Genomic DNA, 12168 nt, shown 5'->3' on the forward strand with positions numbered 1-12168 from the left:
GTGTCGAGAAATCACCACGCAAGCTTAGTGGGACCCGGCACGCGCCACGGGAGCCTGCGACACAAGTAGGGCTTTCCGGGCAGGCCACCTTCCCGGAACGAGCGGTGTGTGCGGCTCAGTCGACGCCGCTGGACAGGGCGATGTCGATGACCCCGGTGTTCTCGGTCACCCAGGTGGCGGACAGGCCGCCCTCCTTCACCAGGGCCTCGCCGTTGACCTTGAGCACGCCGATCCGCTTGCCCGCGAGCGCGAGCTCGAGGACGTTCAGGTTCTCCGTCACCCAGGGAGCCGACAGACCACCCTCCTTGACGAATGCCGCCCCGCCTCCCCGGACGACCCCGATGCGGTCGCCGGCCAGGACGAGCTGCTTCACGACCGTGTTCTCGGTCACCCAGGTGGCGGACAGCCCGCCCTCCTTGACCAGCGCGACGCCGTCCGCCCGGACCACGCCGATGCGGTCGCCGGCCAGCGCGAGCTGCATGGCGCTGTCGTGCTCCAGGACCCAGGTGGCGGACAGGCCGCCCTCCTTCACCCACGCCCTGCCGTCGGCCGTCAGCACCCCGATCCGGTTACCCGACAGCGCGAGCTGCTTGACGCCGTCGTGCTCCAGGACCCAGTTCGTGGACAGGCCGCCCTCCTTCACCCACGCCCTGCCGTCGGCCGTCAGCACCCCGATCCGGTTACCCGACAGCGCGAGCTGCTTGACGCCGTCGTGCTCCAGGACCCAGTTCGTGGACAGGCCGCCCTCCTTCACCCAGGCGCGGCCGTCCCCGGTGAGGACGCCGATACGGTCGCCCGCGAGCGCGACCTGGACGACCCCGTCGTGCTCCAGCACCCAGCTCGCCGAAAGACCGCCCTCCTTGACCAGGGCGTCGCCCCCGGCCTTGAGCACGCCGATCCGGGGCAGGGCGACGGCCGCCTGCGCGGGCCCCCGTGCCTGCGACGGTGTACCCGACTGGGTACTCGGCTGGGCGCTCGCCGCGGTCGCGCCCAATCCGGCCGGCAGCAGGCCCGCCGCGCAGGCGAGTCCCGCCCCGAGGAGAACCAGGCCGGGACGGGTCGCCGATCGAGTCGTCATGAGTGCCTCCGCATCGCATCAGGCGGGCCCCCTGCCCGCCGAAATCGATCACGGAGAGACTAGATTCACTCACGCGATGTAATCACGCTTCCTGCATCGTCAGGAGAGTCAGCCACACTGTGCCCATCGAGGACCACCGAGGCCACTTCATGACCTCTCCGGACACACGCAGAAAAGGTGGCCCTCCGGGTCGGCGAGCACCACCCAGTCGCCCGGCTGGAACTCCGGCTTGGACGCCCCCAGCGCGATGTACTCCTCAACCGCCTTGGCCACGTCGGGCACCCGGAAGTCGAGGTGGAACTGCTTGTCCCCGCCCGGCCAGGAGGGCGCCTTCCGCTCGGGCACGCGCTGGAAGTAGATGCTCGTCGTGCCGTCGCCGATCCCGGCGTACTCGTCCTCGGCGTACTGCACGGCGAATCCGGTGATCTGAGAGTAGAACTCGGCGAGCTTCTTCGGCTCGGCGCAGTCGATGGTCACGGCGATGAGCTTGGCGATCGTTGTCATGCCGCCATCCTGCCGCCCGTACCTGTCAGGGAGTGTCAGGTACGCCCCACCACTGAAATCCTCACCGATAGTGGGACCATGAACCGGGCATGTGGAACCAGTCCGGCAGGCGAGTCGTTGGAGCGGGTGTGGCGCGGGTAGGTGCATGGATCAGGCGATTCCTGGACAAGCCGGGAAGTGTCGACCTGGCTCCCTTCCAGCGGATCGTGGCCGAGGCGGGCGAACTGGAGGGCGAGGTGGCCCGGCGGGCCGCCCTTCGCCCCGCGGAGGTCGATCCCGCGTGGGTCGGCTCCGCCGACTTCTGCGCCGCGATGCGGGAGGCCGCCCGCCGGGCGCTCGGCCAGCGGCCGTACGACGTGCAGCTCGTCGGCATGCTCGCCATGCTGGAGGGCAATGTCGTGCAGATGGCCACCGGCGAGGGCAAGACGCTCGTCGGCGCCCTGACGGCGGCCGGGTACGCGTTGCGCGGCGCCCGGGTCCACGCGGTCTCGGTGAACGACTACCTGGCCCGCCGTGACGCCGAGTGGATGGGACCGTTGTACGAGACGCTCGGCCTCACCGCCGGATGGATCGCCGAGACCTCCACCCCCGAGGATCGCCGGGCGGCGTACGCCTGCGACGTCACATACGGAGCCGTCAGCGAGCTGGGGTTCGACGTGCTGCGCGACCGCCTGGGCACGGACCCGGCAGAGCTGGTCGTGCCCGCCCCCGAGGTCGCGCTGGTGGACGAGGCCGACTCGGTCCTGGTGGACGAGGCCCGCGTGCCGCTCGTGCTGGCCGGCACGGCCGACCCGGGCACGGCGCTGCCCGAGATGGCGGCCCTCGTACGGCGGTTGTCGCGCGGCTACCACTACACGATCGACGAGGAGGGGCGCAGCGTCTTCCTCACCCCCAAGGGCACCGACACGGTCGAGAAGGCCCTCGGAATCGACCTCTACGAGCATCCCGGCGTGGTCACCCAGGTCAACCTCGCCCTGCACGCCCACGCGCTGCTCACCAGGGACGTCGACTACATCGTCAGGGACGGCAGGGTCCACCTGATCAACACCTCCCGCGGCCGGGTCGCGGTGCTGCAGCGCTGGCCGGACGGGCTCCAGGCGGCCGTGGAGGCCAAAGAGCACCTGCCGGCGTCGGAGACGGGCGAGATCCTCGACTCGATGACCGTGCAGAGCCTCATCCGCCGCTACCCGCGCGTGTGCGGCATGACCGGCACCGCGATCGCCGTGCACGAGCAGCTGCGGGAGTTCTACGACCTCAGCGTCGCGGTCATTCCGCCGAACAAGCCGTGCGTACGGGTGGACGAGCCCGACCGGATCTTCGCCACGCTGGAGGACAAGGAGCGGGCGCTGCTGGAGGAGATCGAGACCCGGCACGCCACCGGGCAGCCGGTCCTCGTCGGCACGCTCGACGTGGCCGAGTCCGAGCGCCTGGCCGAGGCCCTGCAAGCCAGGGGGCTGAGCGCGGCCGTGCTCAACGCGAAGAACGACGCCGAGGAGGCGCAGATCATCGCCAAGGCCGGCCGGCGCGGCGCGATCACGGTCTCCACACAGATGGCCGGTCGCGGCACCGACATCCGGCTCGGCGCCGGCGACCCCGACGAGGAGCAGGAGGTCGCCGGGCTCGGCGGGCTCTACGTCGTCGGCACCGGCAGGCACGAGAGCAGCAGGCTGGACGACCAGCTTCGGGGCCGGGCCGGACGGCAGGGCGACCCCGGCGGCTCGGTGTTCTTCGTCAGTGGCGAGGACACGCTCCTCACCGCGTACGCGCCGGACCAGTCGCTGCCCCCGGCCGGCCGCGACGGCGTCGTGACCGGCGCCGACGCCGCCGGGCTGGTGGCGCACGCCCAGCGCGTCGCCGAGGGCGTCAACCTGGAGATCCACCGCAACACCTGGCGCTACACGCGACTGCAGGAGCGCCAGCGGGCGGAGGTCCTGGAGCAGCGCGACCGCGTCCTGCACGGCGACGCCGGGGCGCGGGCCCTGGAGCGTGCCTGCCCGGAGCGCTACGGCGAGCTGTGCGAGACGGCGGGCGAGGAGACGGTCGAGCGGGCCGCCCGGCAGATCGTGCTGTATCACCTCGACCGCTGCTGGACCGAGCATCTCGGCTTCCTCGCCGACCTGCGCGAGGGCATCCACCTGCGGGCCCTCGGGCGGCTGAATCCGCTCGACGAGTTCAACCGCGAGGCCGTTCCGGCCTACCGGGCGATGCTCGACGAGGTCGAGCGGCGCGCCCGGGAGACCTTCGAGAAGGCCGACGTCACCCGCGACCTCGCGGAGCAGGGCCTGAAGCGGCCCACGGCCACCTGGACCTACCTGGTGCAGGACAACCCGTTCGGCTCGGAGTGGGACCGCGTGCTCAAGCGCGTGGCCGGAGCGCTCAAGGGCCGCAAACGGTAGACGTCCCCCGGCCCGGGAAGGCGGCCGTCTTCCTACCGCTTGCGGTGACGGCCTGGCTGGTGGGAGGCGCCGTGAGCGTGGGCGGGGCGGCTCAGCAGGGCCTTGGCGCCCACGGCGACGAGGGCGCACACGACGATCGCGACCGAGAAGGCGGGAACGGCGGCGTTTTCGAGCTGTCCGTCCACCGCCGACGCGGGAGTGAACGCCGGGGAGGCCGTCGTCTCGCCGGTCCTCGTCCCCTTCGCGGCTCCCTTCACGTCCCTCTCGACGGTCTTCGCGGGGGCCTTCGCGGGGGCCTTCGCCGCGGCGGGCGCGGGGGACGCGACGCTCCTCGCCCCTGCCGTACCGGAAAGGGGGGTCATCCCTACGGCGGCCGCCTCGGCCTGCGTGCCCGGTGCCGCGGTGGCGGCGGTGGTGGTGGCCGCTGCCTCGGCCTGCGCGGCCGCTGCGGTGGTGGCGGTGGCGGGTTCGGTGGTGGCGGCGGGAGCCACCGACGGGGAGGCCACGGAGGCGGGACTCTCCTCCGCCCCCGGCGTGGATGGCGTGGACGGCGTGGACGCGGGAGCCGGAGCGGCGTCCTGTGAAGCCGAGCCCTGTGATGCCGAGCCCTGTGAAGCCGAGTCCTGTGATGGGGCGGGATTCGCCGTGGGGCAGGGAGGCGGGGGCTCCGGGTGGTCCTTCACCCCGTAGGCGCCCGTCGAGAAGGGCTTGGGCGCGCCCGTCTTGCCGAGGCCCCTGCCCCACTGGGTGATCACGTACTGCACCGGGATGTGGCCGAGACCGCCCGCGTCCTCGACGGTGAGCGAGTGCTTGTTCCAGGTGCCGCCGGTGAGTTCGGCGAACGTCTTGCCGTCGAGGTCGAGCATGACCCCGCTGCTGGAGGGAACGCCGGGACCGCGGTCGCCGACGAAGAAGTCGGCCTTCTTCCCCTTGTAGACCACGTAGCCCTTGGTGCCCATCGGCCAGCTCGGGCTGGCGGCCAGGCCCTTCTGCATCGGCTCGCCAGACGCGGGGGCCCCGGTGTCGCCGTTGATGCCCGACCCGTCGTCCCAGAAGTACGACGCGGTCGTCTTGCCGGCGTGCAGGACGGTCTGGCCGTCGGCCGTCGGGCAGCCGACCTTCGGAATGGCGGGCGCGGTGGCCGCGTCCGGGATCGCCGCCTCGGGAACGGCCTCCCGCGGCTGCGGGTCCGTCGCGTCGTCCGCGTCCGGGAACCATCCGGTGGCGACGAGTGTGACGTCGGCGGGCATGTGCGGGGAGCCCGCCGGGGCGGGGCGGGCGGAGGCGTCCTGCCGGTGCGGAGGCACGGCGGTCGCGTGGTGCGTCTCGCCCTTCGCCGGGCTCGTCTGCTCCCGGAGGGCGTCGGTGTGGGGGTCCGCGTAGCTGGAAATGGGGGATCTCCTGACTGGTCACGGCTGGGTAACCGGACACTAAGCCAAGAACACCCCAAATCTCGACATCTCGGATGAAAACTTTACTTTCTGGACGAAATTCCCATGAAGTGGCAAAGTCTGGAGTGGACGCGCCCCCCTTCCCGGGGGGCTGGAGGGAAGGAGGGCACGCCACGTATCGGGATCAGGACGACAGCAGGCGAGCCCGCAGCCCGGCCCCGAAGGCGGTCGGGGTGCCGTTGTAGTCGCTGATCAGAGACGGGCCGGTGGAGCAGTCCCAGGCGTTCCAGGTCCAGCCGAGGTAGGACGCGCCCTTCGCGTCGAACCAGTTCACGACCTGGTCGATGAACCCGTGCGAGCAGGTGTTCTCACCGATCTCGCCGGCCACCAGCGGGACCTGGGCGGCCACGGGCGCGAGCCGGCTGTCCCAGCACGAGGTGCTGACGCAGGAGTTGAAGTTGTACACGTGCCACGCGGCGGCCAGGTTGTTCCGCGAGTCCGTGGGCTTGTACTGCAGCCACTGCGACAGGTCGTTGGAGTAGGCCAGGCCGCCCAGCATGATGATGTTGGTCGCGCCGGCGGCCCGCACCGCGTTCACCAGCGACTGGAAGCCCGCCACCTGGTAGGGGATGCCGGAGCAGGTGCCGCCGTCGCGCCAGCAGGCCCACCCCGAGGCGGCGCTGCCGGTCGCGCGCTCCGGGTAGGGCTCGTTGAACAGGTCGAACACGACCTCGTCGCGGCCCTTGAACGCGTTCGCCACCCCCGTCCAGAACTGCGGGGCGTACTGCGCGTCCGGCATCGGCTTCTGACAGGAGGCGTGGACGTCGGAGCAGCCCGAGGAGTTGCCGGTGTACTGGCCGTAGTTCCAGTGCATCTCGACGATCGGCGTGATGCCCTTGGCGACCAGCCGGTCGACGTACGCCTTGACCTCGCTCTGGTAGGCGGCGCCGCCGTACGAGGACGGGATGTTGCTCAGGCCGAGCCAGCACTCCTCGTTCAGCGGGACGCGGACAGCCCGGACGTTCCACGCCCTCATCGCGTCGATCGCCGCGTTGTCGACCGGGCCGTCCCAGATGCCGCGGCCCTGGACGCACATGAACTCGCCGCCCGACCGGTTGACCCCCAGCAGCCGGTACGGCGTGCCGGTCGCGGCGTTCACGATCCTGTTGCCCGACACCTTCAGCTTCGGCGCCGCCCCGGTCGACGGGCTGGGCGACGTCGAGGGCGACGAACTGGGCGACGAACTGGGCGAAGGGCTGGGCGAGGGGCTCGGTGAGCGGGAAGGCGAGGGCGACGGGGACTGGGGCGGCGTGCCGCCGTCGCAGGCGACGCCGTTCAGCGTGAAGCCGGCCGGCGCCGGGTTGCTCCCCGACCAGGCTCCGTTGAAGCCGATGCTCGTCGAGCCGCCGGCGGGCAGGGACTTGTTCCAGTCCATGGCCGTCGCGGTCACGGTGCCGCCCGACTGGCTCCAGGTGGCCGACCAGCCCTGGGTGACCTTCTGACCGCTGTGGGGAACGTGAACGTGAGCGTCCAGCCGTTGAGGGCGTCGCCCAGGTTCTGGATGCTCAGGTTGGCGGACATGCCGCCCTGCCACTCACTGGCCGTGTAGGCGACCTTGCACGCCACGGCGGCCTGGGCCGCCGGCGTGTTGCCCAGAGCGAGTCCGCCCGCGGCGATCAGCCCCAGTGCGGTGAGGATCGCGCCTCTCCGTCGCATGCTCCGTCCTTCCATGGAAGACCGGAGCGAAGCGTCGTGAACTAGACCGGTTAAGTCAACGGCGTCAGGGCAGCCGCCCCCGCTGAACTGGGCGTACGGGACGCGGACAGGTGAAATTTTCAGCCCGCCGGGAAAATCTGGCTCGCTGGATGGGCAGCAGCGCGTGTGACCGGCGAGTGGCGTGAACCGCGAGGGCTACGGCGTCAGCACGATCCTGCCGAACACCTCGCCGGCGTCCATCTTCCGATGCGCCGACACGGCTTCCTCCAACGGCAGCACCTCGTGCACCACCATGTGCAACTCGCCGCGACTCGCGGCCGCGAACTGCTCGGTCCTCACGGCACGCCGAGCGGGCCCGGCGACCGTGTCGGCGCTGAAGGTGGCGAACGACATCGACTTCCGGAACGCCGCCATCATCGTCGTGCCGAAATCCGCCGGCGGCTGGCCTCCGACCGCACCGACGACCACCAGGCGGCCGTTCGGATTGAGCTTGCCGAAGAAGGAAGGCAGGTCCGCGCCGGCGACGACGTCGATGATGACGTCGTATCCCGCGGGAGCGTCGGAGCCCCCCTCGCCGGAGCGGTCCAGCACGTGGGTCGCGCCGAGCGTGCGCAGGCGCTCGCCGCGCTCGGCCGACGACGTCGTGACCGCGACCGCGCCGGCGCCGTCACGGGCCGCGAGCTGGACCGTCATGATCCCGATGCTGCCGGCCGCGCCACGCACCAGCACCGACTCGCCGGGAGCGAAGTGGGCATGGGCAAGGCCGAAGTGGGCCACCACACCGGAGCTCCCGAGCGTCACCGCGTCGACGGAGGACAGGTTCGCGGGGAGGGGAAGGATCTCCTCGACCGGAGCGATCGCCTGTTCGACGTAGCCGCCGCCCACGCCGGTGAACGCCCACACCCGCTGCCCGATCCATGAGGTGTCGACGTCGTCGCCCACGGCGACCACGGTGCCCGCCACCTCGCTGCCGGGGATGAGGCCCTCCTCGAAACCGTAGGCGGCCAGAGCACCGCTTCGGATCACGACGTCCGCGCCGCCGACGCCGATCGCCTCGGTCGCGACCAGCACCTGCCCGGCGGTGGGAGCCGGGGCGGGAAGGTCGACGATGGCCAGGCCTTCGGGACTTCCGAACGCCTGAATTACCACTGCTTTCACGGGTCGTCACCACATTCTCGGATCGATCGGCACTGCCTTCGGACCGTAACGGACGCCGCCGTCCGCATGGCTGAAGTGAGAGCGATGACCGGCCGTTTGCCTCACATCCTGCGTTCCGACCCCTTGGACAACCGTGACCACTCCCGCGCGGGGCACGGCCGGCACCGGGGGAGCCGCGAGAGAACGCGAGAAGACACGACCCGGCCAGAACTAGGCTTGGTCGCCGCGCAGGACGGCGGCGGGGATCGGGATGGCCGGGAACGGGTTGTCCGGCAGGAGGATCAACCGGCGCGGCGCGGCCTGCTCCGCGGCGTCCAGATGCAGCAGGGCGGTCCCGATGCCGGCGGCTCCCACCATGTATCCGGTGTCGGCCGTGACCTCCCCAGGGCGCAGCCGCCGGTACGCCTGGTACCAGCGGAAGCCGGCCTCGTCGCCCGCGGTCGCGCGCCCGATCAGGTCCTTGGCGAGCGCGCGCGCGAAGTCGAGGTGCCGCTCGCGGCCCGTGGCCGCGTACAGGCCGACGAAGCATTCGATCAGCCCGGCCGTGCCGCAGCACAGGCAGGCCACGTCCCAGTGACCCGCGGGCCGGGACCCGGGCACCCCGCTCTGCACGATCCCGTGCGCGAGCCGTTCCACCCAGTCGAGATCGCCCGGGTCGCCGGTCACCCGGTGCAGCTCGAAGAACATCCGGGCGACCCCCGCGGACCCCGAGCAGAAGCCGAGGTAGTGGAGCCGGCGCCCCTGCGGGAGGTGATGCGGCACGAGCGCGCACCTATCGGTGACCACGCTGACCGTCCGGACGAAGTCGGCGCCCCGGCGGGCCGCCGCGAGGAACCGCTCGTCGCGGGTCACGCCGTACAGGCGGGCGAGCAGGAACGCCGTGCCCGCCGTGCCGGACAGGAATCCGGGGGTGACGGCGTCCACCGGCAGGTCGGGACAGGCGTCGCCGCCGAAGCGGTGCCCGGGGACGGCGAGGCCGGCGATGCGCCTGCCCGCCTCGATCGCCACCTCCTCGTACTCGGGGACGCCGAGGATGCCCGCCGCGTGCAGCAGGGCGAGCACGATCCCCCCGTCGCCGCGCTGCGCCGGGTCCCCCGTCCAGCCGACGCCGTCGCCGAACGAGCGGGCGTCGCGGGCGAGACGGGCGGCGGCGGCGCGGGCCGCCCCGAAGACCTCCTCGTCGCCCGTCGCCCATCCGGTCTCCGCCAGCGCGAAGAGCACACCGGCGAGCCCGTGGTAGAAGGTCGGGTCGCGCCGCTCGCGCCAGACGACGGCGAGCCGGCGGGCCCCCGCGAGCGCGTCCTCCAGGTACGCCTCGTGGCCGGTCGCCGCGGCGAGCTCGAGGAAGAACAGCACGACACCGGCCGCGCCGGAGTAGAGGGACGCGTCGTCACCGGCCGCGGCGGACCGCCCCCGGGGATCGGGGTTGGCCCGCCATCGCCGTCCCAGGTCGTCGTCGACCGCCGCCGACCGCACCCAGCGCGCGGCCGTGACGGCGGCGGTGACAGGGGTCTCACGGGGCCAGGCGCTCATCACCCCAGTCTCCCACAAAGCTGGTAGGAAATTAAGGCTATAACTCTTCCACTCCGCAGCCTACGGGCAGTGGCGCACCGATCACACCGTCGGCGCGGAAACGTTCGGGTGACGTGCGACGGCAACCGGGGATCCGGGCGGCCGGGACGGGAGGACGAGCAGCGTCCTCGCGTGGGTGATCGCGGCCGGCGTGTCCGGGAAGACGAGCCCGTCGCGGCGCAGATGCCCGGCCACCCCGAGCCGGCTGAGGACCTCGTCGTGACCCGGCCGGATTCCCGACAGCAGCACGGTGATCCCCCTGCCCTCCAGCCGCGTGATCACGTCGCCGAGAACGCCCGCGCCGGTGGCGTCGATCGTGGACACGCGCGACATGCGCAGGATGACCACCCGCACGTCGGCGACCTCCGACAACTCCAGCAGGAAGCGGTGGGCCGCGCCGAAGAACAGCGGCCCGTCGAACCGGTAGGCCACGATGTGCTCGGTCAGCAGGCGCCGTTCCTCGTCGCCGTGGTCGCCGGTCTCCAGCGGGACCTGCTCGATCTGGGCGCTGCGCGCGACGGCCCGCAGGGCGAGCACGACCGCGACGCCGACGCCGGTCGCGACCGCGGTGACGAGGTCGAAGACGACGGTCACGGCGAAGGTGAGGACCATGACCGCGGCGTCGCCCCGGGTGGACCTGGCGATGGCGCGCAGGGAGCCGACCTCGACCATGCGGACCGTCGTGGCCAGCAGCACCCCGGCCAGCGCGGCGAGTGGGATGCGCCCGACGAGGCCGCCCGCGCTGAACACGATGACGGCCAGCACGACGGCGTGCGTGAGGGAGGCCAGGCGCGAGCGGGCGCCCGACCGCACGTTGACCGCCGTACGAGCGATCGCGGCGGTGGCGGGGATGCCGCCGAACAGCGGGGAGACGACGTTCGCCAGGCCCTGCCCGAACAGCTCGCGGTCGGGGTCGTGCCGCTCCCCCACGCTCATCCCGTCGGCGACCGAGGCGCACAACAGGCTCTCCAGCGCGCCGAGGGCGGCCACGGCGAAGGCCGCCGGAAGCAGCGCGGTGATGGCGCCGGGGTCGAGGAAGGGGTCGAGGAAACCCGCCGACGGCGCGGGCAGCCCGGCAGGCAAAGTCCCGATGCGGGCGACGTCCAGTCCGCCGATCTCGGCCACGACCGTGGCGGCCACGACCGTGAGGAAGGAGAACGGCACCGCGGGCCGCCACCGCGCCCCCAGCAGCATGACCCCGGCGACCGCGAGCGCCATCGCGACCGGCGCCGGGCGCGGATCGCGGGCGAAGTTCGCGAGCGCGTCGCCCGCCGCCTGCCACACCCGCTCCCCCCGGCCGGTCACCCCGAGCGCCGCGGGCACCTGCTGGAGCGCGATCACGACGGCGATGCCCGCGGTGAAGCCCTCGATCACCGGTGCCGGCATGTAACGGGCGTACCTGCCGACGCGGGCCAGCGCGAGCACGACGAGCACGAGTCCGGCGAGCAGGCCGACCGCGAGCACTCCGCCCGGGCCGTGACCGTGCACGATCGGGACGAGGACGACGGTCATGGCGCCCGTCGGGCCCGACACCTGGAGGTTGCTGCCGCCGAAGACGGCGGCGACCGCGCCCGCGACGACCGCGGTCGCGAGGCCGGCCTGCGCGCCCAGCCCGGAGCCGACCCCGAAGGCGAGCGCGAGCGGCAGGGCCACCACGGCGACCGTGAGCCCGGCGATCAGGTCGCGGCCGGGGCTGCGACGGGCCGGCCGCCAATCGGCGGGCGAGGGAAGCAGCCGCGCGACCCGCCCGTACAACCGCCTGGCCGTGCCGGTCACTCGGCCGCCTCCGCCTGGAGCTCGGCCAGCAGCTCACCCTGGCCGGTGATCATCTCGGTGAGGATCCGCCGGGCCGCCGCGAGCAGGTCCACGACGTCGGGGGTGGCCAGCGAGTAGACCACCGTGCCGCCCTCCCTGACCGCACTCACCAGGCCGGTACGGCGCAGCACGGCGAGCTGCTGGGACAGGTTCGACGCCTCCACCTCGATCTCGCCCAGCAGTTCGCGGACCGGGCGGGGGCCGTCCCGCAGGAGTTCGAGCACGCGGATGCGCACCGGATGTCCCAGGGTGCGGAAGAAGTCGGCCTTGGCCTGGTAGAGCGGGACGGGCATCGGGCTCACTCCGCCCCTCCCGCCGCCTCCGGGCCGATCCCGTGGTCGGCGGCCAGGCGGTTCAGGTTGTCCAGTCGACCCAAGGCGATCTGGATGCCGTGCTCGTCGCCGCTCTCCCGCGCCCGCCGCAGTTCCTCGCGCGCCTCCGCGAGCCGGGCACGCAGCTCCGCCGTGAACTCGTGCATGTCGTCCTCTCCTTCGTCGGCGAGGCCCAGCATATTCACAATATGAAGAATTCTTCAATT

11 protein-coding genes and 1 pseudogene are annotated in these 12168 nt (G+C 72.3%); 1 reads left to right on the forward strand and 11 read right to left on the reverse strand.

Going from position 1 to position 12168, the window contains the following annotated elements:
• Positions 1-115: 115 nt before the first annotated feature.
• Together ACQPZZ_RS32390 and ACQPZZ_RS32395 are read right to left on the reverse strand one after the other, a co-directional pair.
• Entirely contained in the window at positions 116-1078 is a 963-nt protein-coding gene (locus tag ACQPZZ_RS32390; RefSeq protein ID WP_432925352.1) for a hypothetical protein, read from the reverse strand.
• Positions 1079-1225: 147 nt separating this feature from the next.
• Positions 1226-1582: a VOC family protein gene (locus ACQPZZ_RS32395; protein ID WP_432925354.1), complete on the reverse strand. Its 357-nt coding sequence runs from the start codon at positions 1580-1582 to the stop codon at positions 1226-1228.
• Between the two features lie 89 nt (positions 1583-1671).
• On the opposite strand from ACQPZZ_RS32395, the gene secA2 reads away from it, so the two are divergent.
• A complete protein-coding gene (gene secA2, locus ACQPZZ_RS32400; RefSeq protein ID WP_432925356.1) occupies positions 1672-3978 on the forward strand; it encodes an accessory Sec system translocase SecA2 in 2307 nt (768 codons plus the stop codon).
• Between the two features lie 32 nt (positions 3979-4010).
• On the opposite strand, the gene ACQPZZ_RS32405 is transcribed toward secA2, so the two are convergent.
• From ACQPZZ_RS32405 to ACQPZZ_RS32445, 9 genes and pseudogenes are all read right to left on the reverse strand, one after another.
• Positions 4011-5285: a hypothetical protein gene (locus ACQPZZ_RS32405; protein WP_432925358.1), complete on the reverse strand. Its 1275-nt coding sequence runs from the start codon at positions 5283-5285 to the stop codon at positions 4011-4013.
• A 268-nt stretch (positions 5286-5553) separates the two neighbouring features.
• A complete protein-coding gene (locus ACQPZZ_RS32410; protein ID WP_432934624.1) occupies positions 5554-6528 on the reverse strand; it encodes a glycoside hydrolase family 5 protein in 975 nt (324 codons plus the stop codon).
• Positions 6529-6750: 222 nt separating this feature from the next.
• Positions 6751-6819: pseudogene (locus ACQPZZ_RS32415) on the reverse strand (hypothetical protein); the annotation flags it as partial.
• Complete coding sequence (locus tag ACQPZZ_RS32420; RefSeq protein ID WP_432925360.1) at positions 6816-7085, reverse strand: cellulose binding domain-containing protein; 270 nt, start codon at positions 7083-7085, stop codon at positions 6816-6818. The pseudogene ACQPZZ_RS32415 and the gene ACQPZZ_RS32420, both read right to left, overlap by 4 nt.
• Positions 7086-7280: 195 nt before the next feature.
• Positions 7281-8243 carry a zinc-dependent alcohol dehydrogenase family protein gene (locus ACQPZZ_RS32425; RefSeq protein ID WP_432925362.1) on the reverse strand — a complete coding sequence of 321 codons (963 nt, stop codon included), beginning with the start codon at positions 8241-8243 and terminating at the stop codon, positions 7281-7283.
• A gap of 210 nt (positions 8244-8453) precedes the next feature.
• Entirely contained in the window at positions 8454-9776 is a 1323-nt protein-coding gene (locus tag ACQPZZ_RS32430) for a lanthionine synthetase LanC family protein (protein WP_432925364.1), read from the reverse strand.
• 81 nt (positions 9777-9857) lie between these two features.
• Positions 9858-11591, reverse strand: coding sequence for a SulP family inorganic anion transporter (locus ACQPZZ_RS32435; RefSeq protein ID WP_432925366.1), 1734 nt, complete (start codon positions 11589-11591; stop codon positions 9858-9860).
• Positions 11588-11923, reverse strand: a complete 336-nt coding sequence (locus tag ACQPZZ_RS32440) for an ArsR/SmtB family transcription factor (RefSeq protein WP_432934626.1) — start codon at positions 11921-11923, stop codon at positions 11588-11590. Before ACQPZZ_RS32440 ends, ACQPZZ_RS32435 begins: the two co-directional genes overlap by 4 nt.
• A 5-nt stretch (positions 11924-11928) precedes the next feature.
• Complete coding sequence (locus tag ACQPZZ_RS32445; RefSeq protein ID WP_432925368.1) at positions 11929-12141, reverse strand: hypothetical protein; 213 nt, start codon at positions 12139-12141, stop codon at positions 11929-11931.
• Positions 12142-12168: the final 27 nt, after the last annotated feature.

The organism is Microbispora sp. CA-135349, assembly GCF_050947365.1.
Classification (GTDB): domain Bacteria; phylum Actinomycetota; class Actinomycetes; order Streptosporangiales; family Streptosporangiaceae; genus Microbispora.